Raw genomic sequence first — 15,805 nt, forward strand, 5'->3', positions numbered from 1 at the left:
GACCGCTCTGTCTATGCGCTATAGTGTCGGTCATCGAAAAAATTCCCCTTTTGCGAAAGGACCATCACCCATGAGCTTGCGCGTCGCCGTCATCGGCGCCGGCCCCGCCGGCATTTACGCCTCTGACCTGCTCATCCGCAACGAAGAGCACGATATTCACGTCGACCTTTTCGAGCAGATGCCCGCCCCGTTCGGCCTCATCCGCTACGGTGTTGCGCCCGACCACCCGCGCATCAAGGGCATTGTGAAATCCCTGCACAACGTGCTGGACAAGGACAAGCTGCGCCTCATCGCCAACGTGACCGTCGGCCGCGACATCACCATCGACGAGCTGCGCGACTACTACGACGCCGTCGTCCTCTCCACCGGCGCTGTACGCGACCGTGAACTGCTCATCCCGGGCGGCGATAAGTCCATCGGCGCTGGCGAGTTCGTCGGTTTCTACGACGGCAACCCGCGCTTCGAGCGCGATTGGAACCTCGAGGCCAAGGAAGTCGCCGTTATCGGCGTGGGCAACGTGGCCCTGGATATCTCCCGCGTGCTGGCCAAGACCGCCGACGAGCTCGCCGTCACCGAGATCCCGGACAACGTCTACGAGTCCCTGAAGAAGAACCAGGCCGAGACGGTCCACATGTTCGGCCGCCGCGGCCCCGCCCAGGCGAAGTTCACCCCGAAGGAACTGCGCGAACTCGACGAGTCCGACACCATCCAGGTGCTCGTCGACCCGGAGGACATCGACTACGACCAGCTCTCCGAAGAGGTCCGTCGCGCCGACAAATCCATCGACCTCAACTGCCAAGTGCTTGAGCAGTACGCCATGCGCGAGCCGGACGACTCCCCGCACAAGATCTACATCCACTTCTTCGAGGAACCGGTCGAGGTGCTTACCGACGACGCCGGCAACATCACCGGCCTACGCACCGAGCGCCAGGAACTCGACGGCGAAGGCGGCATCCGCGGCACCGGCAAGTTCACCGACTGGCCAGTCCAGCAGGTCTACCACGCCGTCGGCTACCGCTCCGAGCCTGTCGAGGGCGTGCCGTTCGACCTCGAGCGCCACGTCATTCCTAACGACGGCGGCCGCGTCCTCGTCACCGCCGAAGAGGGTGCCGCACCGGAGGAGAAGCTGTACGTCACCGGCTGGATCAAGCGTGGCCCGGTCGGCCTGATCGGCAACACCAAGTCGGACGCGAAGGAAACCACCGACATGCTCATCGCCGACGCCGACGCCGGCAAGCTCGCCGCACCGACCCACACCGGCAAGGACGAGATCCTCGACCTGCTTCGCGAGCGCGGCATCGACTACGCCACCTGGGCCGGCTGGTACAAGCTCGACGAGGCCGAGCGCGCCCTCGGCGCCGCCGACCCGACCTTCCCGCGCGAGCGCAAGAAGATCGTCGAGTGGGAAGACATGCTGGGTCACTCCCGCGCCGGCGAGTAACGCCGGCGCCCCGGCGCTCCGGCGCCCCCGTGGCGTGCGCCAGAAGCGCGCCTCGTCATGTACACCGAATCGACACGTCCACGCGACGTGTCGATTTTTTGTCGCACAATCGACATGACGCACCCCGCGCACCGTAGCGGCCCCCACAGCCAAAAAGGCGATATCGTCTTTTGCACCGATCGGCGAGACGCGACCTGGGGTTTTGCAACGGCGCACCCTGTAAAAGACGATATCGTCTTTTGGGCAGTCGCGGTGCCACAGCAGCACGGCAGGTCACAGCAGCGCAGCAGCACGCCACAGCAGCGCGAACCCGATATCGGGGTTTAGCGTCGGGTCAGTACCTCGAGCGCTGCCGTGTTCAGAAACACCTTCGACCGCCCCGCCTTCTGTTCTTCGAGGATGCCGGCCTCGACCAGCTGCGACAGCCACATCGATGCTGTCTGCCGCTTCGCCAGTCCCGCATCGATCACGTCCGTGATGCGGACATACGGCTGAACGAACAGCAGCTCCGCCAGTTCGGCTGCTGGCGAGATGCCGGCTTCGCGGACACGGGCGGTGGTGGTGTCCTGGAGGGTGCAGAGGTCGTCGATAAGCAAGCTTGTGCTCCGGGCCGACTCAGTCACCGCGTTGACCATGAACAGGATCCACTGCTCCCACCCACCGTCTGCGGTGACCGCGCGCAGCAGCCGGTAATACTCCGCTTTCCTATCGACGATCGTCCCTGACAGATACAGCACCGGCAGTGACAACACCTTCTCTTGCAGCAACAACAAGATGTTGAGGATGCGGCCGGTGCGGCCGTTGCCGTCGTAAAACGGGTGGATAGCTTCGAACTGGTAATGCGTCACCGCCATCAACACCAGCGGATCCAACCCGTGGTCCGAGTAGATGTAGCGTTCCCACGCCGAAAGGTGGCGTTGCAGCACGTCGAGGCCTTCGGGTGGGGTGTATGCGCGCGTGCCCGTGACCGGGTCGCCGATGTAGGTACCCGGTGTTGAGCGGAGCGTGGCCTGCCCACCCTGCAGGGTCGAGCACACCTCAACCGCAACCTTCTCCGACACCGGCCTATCCGCGATCAGGTCCACGCCGCGCCGCAGAGCATCGCGGTAGCGCAGCGCTTCCTTGGTTGCCGGCGTAGGCTCCAGATCGATGCTCCACTGAGCCCGGAACAGCTCATCGTTCGTGGTCACAATGTTTTCGATCTCTGTCGATGCCTGCGCCTCACGCAACGGGATAGTGGAGGTGATGATCTCCGGGTTCGGGACCAACCGGCATGCGGTGTTGAGGGCGGCCAGTTCGCTGCGAGCGTCGATAACAGCCTTGAGCACCTTTGCGGTCTCAAGCGTGTGCTGTGGTGGCAGCGGCGGAAGATCGTTGTACGGCTTCGCAGGGTCGAACGCCGCTGTGTTTCCAGTCATGTCGAAAGAATAAACACGTCCGCGCAATGTGTCGATTTTTTGTTACAAAATCGACATGACGCACCCCGCGGACCGCTGCTACAACCACAGCCCAAACGGCGATATCGTCTTTTACACCAACCACCGGACCGCGACCTGGGGTTTTGCAACGGCGCACCCTGTAAAAGGCGATATCGTCTTTTAGGCAGCAGCACGCCAGAAACGTCTACACTTGCCCGGTTACCTACAGAAAGGGCACCCACGTGGATCTCATCCGCTTAACCACGCGATTTGGAAAACGCTACGCGCCGACGATTGCGCTGGTTATCGTGCTGCAGCTGGTCACGACCCCGGCCACGCTGTACCTGCCGGATTTGAACGCGGACATCATCAACAACGGTGTCGCACAGGCTGACGTGCCGTACATCTGGCGGGTCGGCCGCACGATGCTGGTGGTGGCGCTGGTGCAGGTCGTGGCGGCTATCGGGGCGACGTGGTTCACATCCAAGGCCGCGATGGAAACGGGCCGCGATGTCCGCGCGGCGGTGTACGAGCGCGTGACGGGCTTTGACCACGAGGACATGTCACACTTCGGCACCGCCACCTTGGTCACGCGCGGGACGAACGACGTGCAGCAGGTGCAGATGACGTTCCTGCTGTTCATGAACTTTATGGTGGCAGCGCCGATCATGGCTATCGGCGGCATCATTATGGCGTTGCGCCAGGATGCGGGTATGTCGTGGCTGGTGGTCACGGCAGTGCTGGTGCTCACCGTGGTTGTCGGTATCACTGCAGCGCTGCCGACCCGACCTTCCCGCGTGAGCGCAAGAAGATCGTCGAGTGGGAAGACATGCTGGGTCACTCCACGCACAAGCGCGAGGGTTAATCAAGACGGCACCTTCTAGATCGACAACTCGTGGTCGGGGCGACGTCATTTCGAATCAACAGACATTTCGTTGCCTTCATGTCGATTTTTACGGTGAAAATCGACATGTCAGCTTCTGCGATCACGATTCGGGTAATAGGCATCCCAGCCCGCGTCGGGAATTCTGCTACTAGCTGCGCCCTTCTCAGGATCGGTTTTCGGATCTCAAACCCGAGGTCAGCTACGATAACCCAACCTGGGGGACCTGCACAAAGTAGCAGAAGTCCAGAGGCCGAGGAATGTGGATAGGGCCGCACTTCAGATAAGCTCAGCTTCCCTCACCAAGAGTGCCAGTTGAACGCGGTTACCGATTCCGAGTTCATCAAAAATCTTCGTCAAGTGGGTTTTGACCGTAGCGGTTGATAACAACATCGCTCTCGCGATCTCCTGATTAGTTAAGCTCTGTGCAACTAAGATCGCTATTTCCGTTTCCCTTTCGCTAAGGCCCGCTAGGGCCTGTTGAGCTTCAACCCGCCGATTAACCTGGCCGTCCCGGGTGTACGCGTCAAGCAGGATGCGAGTATGACGAGGGGAAAGAGTGACCTTGCCAGCGGAGGTGTCCCTAATTGCTTGGATTACGGATTCAGGAGGCGCGTCTTTCAATAGGAACCCGATAGCACCGGCCTCAAGGACCTCCATGACGGTCGATTCATTATCGAATGCAGTCATCATCAATATTGCTTGGCTATGCCCAGCCTTGAGAATCGATTCGGCAACTTGAAGGCCTCCAACGTTTGGCATCCGGACGTCCAGAACAACCACGTCGGGACGCAGACTCGGAAGCTGATCAATAGCCTCAGCACCGCTTCCTGCTTCGCCGACAACTTCGATATCGTCGGTCGCTTGGAGTATGAACTTCAAGCCCCGGCGAACCATCGGATCATCATCCACTAGGTACACACGTATCATCCGATGGTCTCCCTATGCGATCACCGATTTGGGCCAAGGGACTATAACGTGTAGTTCAAAGCGACCGGACCGCTCTCCAAACCGCACAACGCCACCGAACTTGCTTACTCGCCGTTCTACCCGTTTCAAACCCGTCCCACGGCGCTTCTTAACTAGATCTCCCGATTCAACCTCACGCACGGAGTTCTGGATATAGATTTGTAATTCGCCTCCTTCGCTGCCACTCAGTTCAATAGAAATCGGGCTTTGTGGAGCATGAACGCTGGCATTGGCTAGAGCCTCTTGAACTACTTGCGAGACGAGCTGGCGCATTTCCTGTGGCATTGCATCCAACTGGCGAAGCGATCTAGTGTTTAGCGTAATGTCGGCCCCGCTTCTCCGATTTTCAGCCACGATCGCAGCTAAATCTTCGGGGGCCTGGAAAGCCGACGCATCGTCCAAGCGGTCAATAAGAACTCTGAGGTCCGCTAACGTCTCTACCGCGGTCTCTCGTATCAATTGGGCGTTCTCCTTGATCACGTCGGGGCCAGCGTCGGCGTTGACCTCGAGGCCACCCGCTTGCAGTGACAACAGCGCTAACTTATGGCCAACATGATCGTGCGCTTCGTTGGCGATCCGGGCTCGCTCCCTGAGGACGGCCTCTGTAGCCACTCTTTGCCGCTCCAGCTCTTTATGCTGCGCAATCACCCGGTACGACTCAACCAGATTTCTATTGTAGGAAATAACCAGCCCAGCCAGGAACGGCGCAATGACGAGAACCGTGCCTTCAACCAGCCAGGCAATAGTTGGATCATTGGTTTCCCTCTCACCCGCCTGAACAGTGACGATCGTTTCCTTATCCGACCACCCGACTCGGCAGAGGACGAAAGCAGCGACCACAGCCGCGAAACTGCCCCATCCTCGCTTACGCAGTGCCAAGTTGAACACGGTCGGAAGAAAGAAGACGTTAGTTACAAAAAGAGCACAAACTGCTGGCGGAAAAAGAACCAGAAAAGGATATCGTTTGCGTTGAAATTGCAGCGCGATCATCAATGCGATTAGCGCTATTAACGCCACCCGACTTTGCTCGCTAGCTCCGCTCAGTGAGACGAAACCGATCAAGCAGATTGACGCAGGGTAGATGAGGTCGCTCCACGTCCGACCCCTAAAGGGATCGTCACCCGAATCTGAGACTACGCGCTCCAAAGTGACACCCCGTTTAGTCACAAAATCCTTGACCAGCAAAAAACAGGCGGAACATTGCGCAATTCTAGCTCGTCAACACACCCTCGGGCAACTGAGGATTCATAGCTACTTGGCCAAATTTAAATGTCCAGTTGGCTGATACCCGGATCGGACCCGGTAATTCAAACTGAGGATGGCGGTCAAACGGTCGCCCTCCCCACTGAAGTCATCGGAAATAGAAAGGAGTACACATTGGACAAGGAAAACGTTGCCCCGTTCGAAATGGAGCGGATCGACTACCCGGTAATCGAGGAAGACGCTCCAATGCCCCCATTGAGCCAGGAGATGGTCCGACAGGAAGCAAAACAGGGGCTTCTCGAGATCAGAGATTTTGTGACCGGGGACGAGTTTGTCGCGATGCTGCAAGAACTGTATGCGCTACCGGTTCAGGAACGAGACGAGTTCGTTCGAGGCACGATCCTCGACGAAGATGAGTTAGAAGATCGAGGTATCCATGTGCCCGAGGGCCTGAAGATCCAACGTTCACGGTTTGGCGACGGCCGACCCACTCTGTTTTGCGTGGCGAAACTCTTGTCAGACGGGGTCAGGAAAGTGACCTACACGTTCGACAGTGAGACGGCACTGGCTTAAGAGGTGCACCTGTGGAAGCGACTAAGAAATTCACGGATAGAGCCAGTTTTCACGGCGCAACTAAAACTGAGCTCGAGTCGAATGATGCTGGTCGACGACTGTTCGGGCTTGCGAATCAGGCGGCTCTTTTTCCGCACCAAGGCGAAATCTTTCTCAACGAGCAGGAATTGGTCCTTGGTGACTGGCTGACTCTGCGGCCCACTGATATCCAGGATGTTGACGTCGAGTTCACACCCGAGTATGGACGCTTCACAGCGGGCGGTAGCCGAGGCGGATTTCCCTCTCTCGGATTCGTTAGGGATCTTGGTAAGCCCCTGAACCTCTATCTCACTAACGGAGACAGAATCTCGCTTCTAGTGAACTTCAGACTGGTCAGTGGAACTAACGACAATAAGTCCTGGCTCGAGAAAATTCGCTCGTTCGCCAACATCGGATGACTCCCTTTGTTCACCCCAAGCAAATCATTGCAATACCAGAAAGGATTCACCATGTCCGTAAATACCACGTTCAACAAGATCGACAGCGAGATCGCCGAGGTAGAGCTTCGCATCAACAAGGAAACGATCACGAAGCAAATCGATGACTTCATCGAAGTTATCGCTTCTGATGGGTTCATCGGCTACATCAACGATGTCGCTCAGCTCCCCACCCCATGCGAAAAGGAAGGAGCTTACTACAAAGACCGCCAATCTCGAGACTTTGCGAGAGCGCGGAGTGCCAGTTCCTGACGGACTGCGATTCACAACGCGCGAATTCGAGCTACCCGAAGATGGTCGTGAGGCTGAGGGTCCCCTGCTCAAGGTTCGACCGGAACCTGATCCGCGAATGGGAGGCTGCATCAGCATCGGTTTCTACGTCTGCGCCAGCTACGGCAACTAGCTAAAGTTGCGCCCTAACCCTAGGTGGCAGGCTGGTTGTGGGCCAGAACCCGAAGGAGGTCCGCACCCATGTCCCCACACGATATTCCCCCGCTGATCCCCAAGCCACCAGAGAAGGATTGGGCCGATTACAACACCAACCCCGACCCCGGCAGGACTCGTAAACGTCGGCGTGCAAGCATGCTTTCTGCACGCGATGTGCTGGCGTTGCCGACTGTCACCCTTGCACCCGGTGCCACGCTTTCCGATAGTGAGTTGGTCATGCCGGATGCTGCGGCAGTCGTGTTTATCCCCAACACTGAATGCTCATGTACGGTAAAGAAGCAAGCAACCGAAAACAATAGATAGACCGCCAGCACTACACTATTCCGAACCAAAGACCAAAAGATAAGCATTTTGAGAAAATCTAAACTTTTGGATTTTCCTACAATGCCGACTACGGCGGAATCCCTCCCACTCCTTATATATTTCTTTCTGTATACATTGAATTTGTATTTAGTAAAATGCAGACAACACCACGGATCGGCTTTTGGCTGGACAATTCCAACCAAACACCGCAGCAGACAGTAGAAACCATTCTGAACGTTAGGAAGCCGGTATGATTGTTACATATAAGGGGAAGAAAAATTCCTTTTAGATACTTGTTTTCCTAAAACTGATGTGATATAATAATTCAATTCCAGAAAAGGAGTAAAAAATATGCGGCAAGGTATTCTTAAATAAAACTATAATCAAATAGTGGGAACAAAGGATTATGATAGTCCCTTTTGTAGGGGCTTAGTTTTTTGTACCCAATTTAAGAATACTTTTGCCTTATCAATTTTGACATATCCCCAAAAACAGCACTCACAAACAGGTGTATGCTGTATATGTGTATGTCCGCAAATTATCATCCCCAGTGGTAAAAGTATTTTACTGCTGGGGATTTTTATGCCCTTCGGGGCAGTAAAGGCAGGACAATCACATGAAAATAATCAATATTGGAATTCTTGCCCATGTAGACGCTGGAAAGACGACCTTGACGGAGAGCCTGCTATATGCCAGCGGAGCCATTTCAGAACCGGGGAGCGTCGAAAAAGGGACAACGAGGACGGACACCATGTTTTTGGAGCGGCAGCGTGGGATTACCATTCAAGCGGCAGTCACTTCCTTCCAGTGGCACAGATGTAAAGTCAACATTGTGGATACGCCCGGCCACATGGATTTTTTGGCGGAGGTGTACCGCTCTTTGGCTGTTTTAGATGGGGCCATCTTGGTGATCTCCGCTAAAGATGGCGTGCAGGCCCAGACCCGTATTCTGTTCCATGCCCTGCGGAAAATGAACATTCCCACCGTTATCTTTATCAACAAGATCGACCAGGCTGGCGTTGATTTGCAGAGCGTGGTTCAGTCTGTTCGGGATAAGCTCTCCGCCGATATTATCATCAAGCAGACGGTGTCGCTGTCCCCGGAAATAGTCCTGGAGGAAAATACCGACATAGAAGCATGGGATGCGGTCATCGAAAATAACGATAAATTATTGGAAAAGTATATCGCAGGAGAACCAATCAGCCGGGAAAAACTTGTGCGGGAGGAACAGCGGCGGGTTCAAGACGCCTCCCTGTTCCCGGTCTATTATGGCAGCGCCAAAAAGGGCCTTGGCATTCAACCGTTGATGGATGCGGTGACAGGGCTGTTCCAACCGATTGGGGAACAGGGGAGCGCCGCCCTATGCGGCAGCGTTTTCAAGGTGGAGTATACAGATTGCGGCCAGCGGCGTGTCTATCTACGGCTATACAGCGGAACGCTGCGCCTGCGGGATACGGTGGCCCTGGCCGGGAGAGAAAAGCTGAAAATCACAGAGATGCGTATTCCATCCAAAGGGGAAATTGTTCGGACAGACACCGCTTATCCGGGTGAAATTGTTATCCTTCCCAGCGACAGCGTGAGGTTAAACGATGTATTAGGGGACCCAACCCGGCTCCCTCGTAAAAGGTGGCGTGAGGACCCCCTCCCCATGCTGCGGACGTCGATTGCGCCGAAAACGGCAGCGCAAAGAGAACGGCTGCTGGACGCTCTTACGCAACTTGCGGATACTGACCCGCTTTTGCGCTGCGAGGTGGATTCCATCACCCATGAGATCATTCTTTCTTTTTTGGGCCGGGTGCAGTTGGAGGTTGTTTCCGCTTTGCTGTCGGAAAAATACAAGCTTGAAACAGTGGTAAAGGAACCCACCGTCATTTATATGGAGCGGCCGCTCAAAGCAGCCAGCCACACCATCCATATCGAGGTGCCGCCCAACCCGTTTTGGGCATCCATCGGACTGTCTGTTACACCACTCCCGCTTGGCTCCGGTGTACAATACGAGAGCCGGGTTTCGCTGGGATACTTGAACCAGAGTTTTCAAAACGCTGTCAGGGATGGTATCCGTTACGGGCTGGAGCAGGGCTTGTTCGGCTGGAACGTAACGGACTGTAAGATTTGCTTTGAATACGGGCTTTATTACAGTCCGGTCAGCACGCCGGCGGACTTCCGCTCATTGGCCCCGATTGTATTGGAACAGGCATTGAAGGAATCAGGGACGCAACTGCTGGAACCTTATCTCTCCTTCACCCTCTATGCGCCCCGGGAATATCTTTCCAGGGCTTATCATGATGCACCGAAATACTGTGCCACCATCGAAACGGTCCAGGTAAAAAAGGATGAAGTTGTCTTTACTGGCGAGATTCCCGCCCGCTGTATACAGGCATACCGTACTGATCTGGCCTTTTACACCAACGGGCAGAGCGTATGCCTTACAGAACTGAAAGGGTATCAGGCCGCTGTCGGCAAGCCAGTCATCCAGCCCCGCCGTCCAAACAGCCGCCTGGACAAGGTGCGCTATATGTTTCAGAAGATAATGTAACGTCTTGCGCAATGCAAGCGTTCATTGCTGGCTATTGCGAAATATCATTGCGTAACCACCTACGAAGTAGCCCCGATTACAAGCGGGGCTACTTGCCTACGAATGGTACTTAGATGAAAACACCTCAAGTCGCTGTAAAACTTTCTAATCTTAGCAAGAGGTATGGTTCGACTCTCGCACTCGATGACATCAATGTAGAGGTCCCCGCAGGGGACAGTAGTGGGTCTTGTGGGGTCGAACGGTAGCGGAAAGTCCACACTTCTACGCCTTATTGCCGGAGTCGAACGCCCTTCCCACGGGGAAATCGAGTTCTTCGGGAAAAACCTCGCCTCCAGCGAAACTATAGGGAGCGGGACTGGAGCTGCAATCGACGCAATGGCGCTTTGGCCGCGCTGGTCAGTCAAACGAACTTTGACATACCTTGGTCAACTGACTGGGCGAACGGACGAGGAAGTCAAGGACGTGATTAAATCCCTGTCGTTGGGTGAGTATTCGTCGAGAAAAGTTCGGACGCTATCGTTTGGAAACCGTCAACGGGTGCAAATTGGTGCCGCTTTGATTAATGGTTCACTCCTTACCATTCTTGACGAACCAATGAACGGTTTAGATCCCCAGGGGCGCCTGCTTATGCGAAACCTCATAGAGCAGTTACCAACTGACGAACGCACTGTCTTAATCTCAAGCCACGACCTCAATGAAATTCAAACCCTTTGCTCCCACATCATCCACCTGGAACGCGGAAGAATGATTTTTGCTGGTGAGCTCGCTAGCTACGTGGGGGAAGCGAAAACTTTCTTAGTACATTATCCGCCGGAACTGAGTGAGGCGATCAGTTCCATCATTGATCATCGACTTGTCCGAACTGGCTCACACAACCCTGGCGTGCTGGAGGTGGACGATCAGAATATCGAAACCCTACGGACCCTAATGGAGGAGCACTCCATTCCGGTCTTGAATCTGGAGACGAAGAAGCACACTTTGGAGGATCAGTTTCATGCACACGGCAGACCGTAAGACGGTGGTCAAAGTCGAAACCAGAAGGTGGTTACTTCATCCGGGAGTCTTTGCTCTACTCGTAGTTGTGTCGTTACTAACCGCACTGTTGTCATACGCCGCAGTCATGGCATCAAGCGGGGCCTCCTCAGATGCCGGTGCGGTCTCGATCGACACCACGGCAGCACTCGGGCCCGACTCAGAAGATCCGGAGAAGCTGGATCTCGCCGCAACCTCGATCTATCTACTAGCGCCACTTGCGGCTTCACTCCACGGCGTTCTTTTCGCTGGAAGCGAGCTCTCATCGGGCGCTCTGCTCAATATTGCGGTCGCGGCGCGGCGTTTGAGAACGATCTTCGCCGTTCGGGCGCTATCTCTAGTACTTTTGTCGTTAATAACCGGAGCAATCCTAACCGCATTATCGATCGCTGGGTTGACGGCAGGTTTGAGGCAAGCCGAAGTACCAAGCCTCACCCCCGAAGCGCCCCTTGGTACCGTCATCCTGGGCGGATCCATTCTCTACGCCACCGTTGCCGTGATCGCATTTGCGGCAGCAACACTGCTAAGACGGTGGGTCGTCGTTTTGGTTGCACTCGTAGCTTATTTCGTCGTTGCAGAACCCCTGTTAGCTTCAATGCTGTCCGAACATGCTTCGAAGTGGTTGCCTCACGTTTCGCTTGGAAAGTGGGTGGACTTTGAGCCCGAGAGACGATTCGCTTTCCCAACTATGGTTCTGGCACTTTTGGCTCTGGTCACTGCCGTGGTTGGCACGCAGCGTGATCGAGCTGCGAGGTAAGACCGTTTTTGTGAATTCAGGAGACTAGATGGATCTCATCCGCCTCACCGCGCGCTTTGGCAAGCGGTACAGCGGCAAGATCGCGCTGGTGATCGTGCTGCAGCTGGTCACGACGCTGGCAACGCTGTACTTGCCGGATTTGAACGCGGACATCATCAATAACGGTGTCGCGCAGGCCGACGTGCCGTATATCTGGCGGGTCGGCCGCACGATGCTGGTGGTGGCACTGGTGCAGATCGCCGCGGCGATCGCGGCGGTGTGGTTCGCCTCCCAGGTGGCCATGGACACCGGCCGTGACATCCGCGCGGCGGTGTACGAGCGCGTAACGGGCTTTGACCACGAGGACATGTCGCACTTCGGCACCGCCACCCTGGTCACGCGAGGCACGAACGACGTGCAGCAGGTACAGATGACGTTCCTGCTGTTCATGAACTTTATGGTGGCAGCGCCGATCATGGCTATCGGCGGCATCATTATGGCGTTGCGCCAGGATGCGGGTATGTCGTGGCTGGTGGTCACGGCAGTGCTGGTGCTCACCGTGGTTGTCGGTATCACTGCGGCGCTGTTGATGCCGATGTTCCGCAAGATGCAGTCGAAGCTGGACAACATCAACGGTCTGCTGCGTGAGCAGATCGCCGGCATCCGTGTGGTGCGTGCGTTCAGCCGCGAGGACTACGAGGCCGAGCGGTTCACGGAGGCGAACGAGGACATCTCCAAGCTGAGCCTGAACATCGGGCGGGTGTTTGTGACGATGTTCCCGGCGATCATGTTGATCCTGAACCTGGCCACGGCCGCGGTGCTGTGGTTTGGCGGGCATCGTGTGGACGAGGGCCTGGTGGAGGTCGGCTCGCTCACCGCGTTCATGCAGTACCTGATGCAGATCCTCATGGCGGTGATGATGGGTGTGTTCATGCTGATGATGCTGCCGCGCGCGATCGTGTGTGCCACCCGCATCGAAGAGGTGCTTGGGCATGAGGTGAAGGCGCCGGCGACGGTGGGGTCGTCGATAAGCAATGGCGTCGTGCGCTTCGAGGATGTCTCGTACACCTACCCCGGCGCGGAAAAGCCGGTGCTGGAGGAGATTTCGTTTGAGGCGCGTCCGGGCACGACCACGGCAATCATCGGCGCGATCGGCAGTGGCAAAACCACGCTGGTGGGGTTGCTGCCGCGGTTGTATTCGCCCACGTCAGGGCGTGTGCTTATCGACGACACCCCGGTGACCACCATGCCTCGCGCGGATCTCGTGCGGGCGGTGGCGATGGTGCCGCAGAAACCGTGGCTGTTTTCGGGAACGGTGGCCTCGAACCTGCGCATGGGCAACCCGGAGGCGACCGATGCGGAACTGTGGGCGGCGCTGCGGACCGCGCAGGCGTCGTTCGTGGAGGATCTGGACATGCCGATCTCCCAGGGAGGCACGAACGTTTCCGGTGGTCAGCGCCAGCGTCTGTGCATTGCGCGGATGCTGGTGGCGGATCCGAAGGTGTATGTGTTCGACGACTCGTTTAGCGCACTGGATGCCACCACCGAGGCAAACCTGAACGCCGCGATGCGCGAGACGGTTCAGGAGCGGACGGTGATTGTGGTGGCGCAGAAGGTGGCGTCGATACGCAATGCGGATCAGATCTTGGTCATGGAGGCCGGGCGCATCGTCGCCCGCGGCACGCATGAAGAACTGCTGGCGCAGTCCGAGACCTACCGTCAGATCGAACGTAGCCAGGCGGAGGTGGACGCATGAGTGAGATGACCGAGTTGTCTGACGAGCAACTCGCCGAATACGAAGCGAAAATGGCCGGCGACGACTACTCCGGCAAGGCGCCGCGCAAGGCGAAGAACTTCTGGCCGTCCGCGAAACGCCTCCTTGGGCTGCTCGCCCCCTACAAGGCGGCGCTGACGGCGGTGTTTGTCATGAACGCCCTGTCTGTCCTGTTGGGCGTGCTTGCACCTCGCGTGATGGGTCGTGCCATGGACGTGATCTTCTCCGGCGTGGTGTCCAAGCAACTCCCGCCCGGCTCCACCAAGGAACAAGCCGTCGAAGCGATGCGAGCGGCCGGGCAGGATCGGTTCGCGGACATGGCCGGCGCGATGGACCTCACCCCGGGCAGCGGCATCGACTTCGATCGTCTCCGCGACCTGATCTTGCTGGTCCTGGCGCTGTACTTGGCGTCTGCGGTGCTGATGTGGGCGCAGGGCGCGATCCTGAACAAACTATCCATCCGGGCGGTGTTCAGCCTGCGCGAACGGGTTGAAGCGAAGATCAACCGTCTGCCACTGTCCTACTTTGATACCCGTCAGCGTGGCGACGTCATGTCGCGCACAACCAACGACGTAGACAACGTCCAGCAAGCCCTACAGCAGTCGTTGTCCTCGCTGTTCAACGCGATCCTGACCGTCGTTGGCATCCTGGTCATGATGTTCGCCATCTCCTGGCAGTTGGCACTCGTCGCCCTGCTTGCCATTCCGCTGACCGGCCTGGCCATGGCGGTGGTAGGCACGCGAAGCCAGAAGCAGTTCACCACCCAGTGGAAGGCCACCGGCGACGTCAACGGGCATGTCGAGGAGTCCTTCTCCGGCCATGACGTGGCGGTCATCTTCGGCCGTACCGACCAGCTGCGCGCCCAGTTCGACGAACGCAACGAGGAACTCGCAGGTGCTGCCCAGAAGGCGCAGTTCCTAGCCAACTCGATGCACCCGATCATGCAGTTCGTCTCCTACCTGTCGTACGTGGCCATCGCGGTGCTCGGTGGTGTGAAGGTCGCCTCCGGCAGGCTCACGCTTGGCGATGCCCCCGCGTTCATCCAATACTCCCGCCAGTTCAACCAGCCGCTCGGCGAAATCGCCGGCATGATGCAGATGCTGCAATCCGGCGTCGCGTCCGCTGAGCGCGTCTTCGAGCTACTCGACGCAGAGGAGGAACCCGAAGACCAGGCCCCGGACCGCAAGGGCAAGCGCGTCGAAGGCCTGGTGGAGTTCGACGACGTCTCCTTTGGTTACGGGACGGATCGCAGCGACGCTCCCCCGCTCATCGAGCACCTGAACCTCCGCGTCGAGCCGGGCCAGACCGCCGCGATCGTCGGACCGACCGGCGCCGGCAAGACCACGCTGGTGAACCTGATCATGCGGTTCTACGACGTCGACGCGGGTGCGATCACCATCGACGGCACCGACATCCGAGACATGCCTCGCGCCGAGCTGCGTAGCCAGATCGGCATGGTGCTGCAAGACGCCGTGCTGTTCAAGGGCACGATCATGGAAAACATCCGCTACGGCCGCCTCGACGCCACCGACGAAGAGGTCATCGCCGCTGCGAAGGCCACCTACGTGGACCGTTTCGTGCGCGCGCTGCCAGAGGGCTACGACACCATCGTTGACCAAGACGGCGGCTCCATCTCCGCAGGTGAGCGCCAGCTGATCACCATCGCGCGTGCGTTCCTCTCCCAGCCCGCGCTGCTGATTCTCGACGAAGCCACCTCCTCCGTGGACACCCGCACCGAGGTCCTGGTCCAGCAGGCAATGAACGCGCTGCGCTCCAACCGCACCTCGTTCGTTATCGCGCACCGCTTGTCGACGATCCGCGGCGCCGACACCATCCTCGTCATGGAACACGGAACGATTGTGGAGCAGGGCAGCCACGCTGAGCTCGTCGCAAAGCAAGGCGCATATTGGAAACTGCACCAATCGCAATTCGGGGAGGACTAGGAAAGTTCTCCCAGCGTTCACCCAGATTTCACTCTGCGTGTGTACGGTCAGCGCGAACGACTGCCGTACAC

General features: G+C 57.5%; 13 protein-coding genes and 1 pseudogene. 11 read left to right on the forward strand and 3 right to left on the reverse strand.

Annotated elements, in window-relative coordinates:
- Positions 1 to 70: 70 nt before the first annotated feature.
- Entirely contained in the window at positions 71 to 1,441 is a 1,371-nt protein-coding gene (locus HMPREF2736_RS06990; protein ID WP_070570695.1) for an FAD-dependent oxidoreductase, read from the forward strand.
- Between the two features lie 323 nt (positions 1,442 to 1,764).
- Here HMPREF2736_RS06990 and HMPREF2736_RS06995 read toward each other — a convergent pair whose 3' ends face one another.
- Positions 1,765 to 2,859, reverse strand: coding sequence for a Fic family protein (locus tag HMPREF2736_RS06995; protein WP_070829249.1), 1,095 nt, complete (start codon positions 2,857 to 2,859; stop codon positions 1,765 to 1,767).
- A gap of 242 nt (positions 2,860 to 3,101) precedes the next feature.
- Between HMPREF2736_RS06995 and HMPREF2736_RS07000 the strand changes: the two genes are divergently transcribed.
- Positions 3,102 to 3,743 (forward strand): ABC transporter transmembrane domain-containing protein, encoded by a 642-nt coding sequence (locus HMPREF2736_RS07000; RefSeq protein WP_070829250.1) that lies wholly within the window; start codon positions 3,102 to 3,104, stop codon positions 3,741 to 3,743.
- Positions 3,744 to 4,021: 278 nt separating this feature from the next.
- Here HMPREF2736_RS07000 and HMPREF2736_RS07005 read toward each other — a convergent pair whose 3' ends face one another.
- Both HMPREF2736_RS07005 and HMPREF2736_RS07010 read right to left on the reverse strand, forming a co-directional pair.
- On the reverse strand, positions 4,022 to 4,672 hold the full coding sequence (locus tag HMPREF2736_RS07005; RefSeq protein WP_070815738.1) for a response regulator: 651 nt from the start codon (positions 4,670 to 4,672) through the stop codon (positions 4,022 to 4,024).
- Between the two features lie 12 nt (positions 4,673 to 4,684).
- Positions 4,685 to 5,773, reverse strand: a complete 1,089-nt coding sequence (locus HMPREF2736_RS07010; RefSeq protein ID WP_141761605.1) for a sensor histidine kinase — start codon at positions 5,771 to 5,773, stop codon at positions 4,685 to 4,687.
- A 315-nt stretch (positions 5,774 to 6,088) separates the two neighbouring features.
- On the opposite strand from HMPREF2736_RS07010, the gene HMPREF2736_RS07015 reads away from it, so the two are divergent.
- The 9 genes and pseudogenes from HMPREF2736_RS07015 to HMPREF2736_RS07055 all read left to right on the forward strand — a co-directional run bounded on the left by HMPREF2736_RS07015 (position 6,089) and on the right by HMPREF2736_RS07055 (position 15,734).
- The gene (locus HMPREF2736_RS07015; RefSeq protein WP_141760973.1) at positions 6,089 to 6,487 is read left to right on the forward strand and encodes a hypothetical protein; all 399 of its coding nucleotides are present in this window, start codon (positions 6,089 to 6,091) and stop codon (positions 6,485 to 6,487) included.
- Between the two features lie 11 nt (positions 6,488 to 6,498).
- A complete protein-coding gene (locus tag HMPREF2736_RS07020) occupies positions 6,499 to 6,924 on the forward strand; it encodes a hypothetical protein (protein WP_070484661.1) in 426 nt (141 codons plus the stop codon).
- Between the two features lie 51 nt (positions 6,925 to 6,975).
- Positions 6,976 to 7,215: a hypothetical protein gene (locus HMPREF2736_RS07025; RefSeq protein ID WP_070570685.1), complete on the forward strand. Its 240-nt coding sequence runs from the start codon at positions 6,976 to 6,978 to the stop codon at positions 7,213 to 7,215.
- A 219-nt stretch (positions 7,216 to 7,434) separates the two neighbouring features.
- Positions 7,435 to 7,713, forward strand: coding sequence for a hypothetical protein (locus HMPREF2736_RS07030; protein ID WP_005391230.1), 279 nt, complete (start codon positions 7,435 to 7,437; stop codon positions 7,711 to 7,713).
- Between the two features lie 616 nt (positions 7,714 to 8,329).
- Positions 8,330 to 10,249 carry a tetracycline resistance ribosomal protection protein Tet(W) gene (tet(W), locus tag HMPREF2736_RS07035; RefSeq protein WP_000691721.1) on the forward strand — a complete coding sequence of 640 codons (1,920 nt, stop codon included), beginning with the start codon at positions 8,330 to 8,332 and terminating at the stop codon, positions 10,247 to 10,249.
- Positions 10,250 to 10,465: 216 nt separating this feature from the next.
- Positions 10,466 to 11,263: pseudogene (locus tag HMPREF2736_RS07040) on the forward strand (ABC transporter ATP-binding protein); the annotation flags it as partial.
- Positions 11,244 to 12,038, forward strand: a complete 795-nt coding sequence (locus tag HMPREF2736_RS07045; RefSeq protein WP_070829253.1) for a hypothetical protein — start codon at positions 11,244 to 11,246, stop codon at positions 12,036 to 12,038. The pseudogene HMPREF2736_RS07040 and the gene HMPREF2736_RS07045, both read left to right, overlap by 20 nt.
- Positions 12,039 to 12,066: 28 nt before the next feature.
- Positions 12,067 to 13,773, forward strand: coding sequence for an ABC transporter ATP-binding protein (locus HMPREF2736_RS07050; protein WP_070829254.1), 1,707 nt, complete (start codon positions 12,067 to 12,069; stop codon positions 13,771 to 13,773).
- A 5-nt stretch (positions 13,774 to 13,778) separates the two neighbouring features.
- Entirely contained in the window at positions 13,779 to 15,734 is a 1,956-nt protein-coding gene (locus HMPREF2736_RS07055; RefSeq protein ID WP_070829307.1) for an ABC transporter ATP-binding protein, read from the forward strand.
- Positions 15,735 to 15,805: the final 71 nt, after the last annotated feature.

Origin of the sequence: Corynebacterium sp. HMSC036E10, from assembly GCF_001836265.1 — a bacterium.
Lineage (GTDB): Bacteria > Actinomycetota > Actinomycetes > Mycobacteriales > Mycobacteriaceae > Corynebacterium > Corynebacterium coyleae.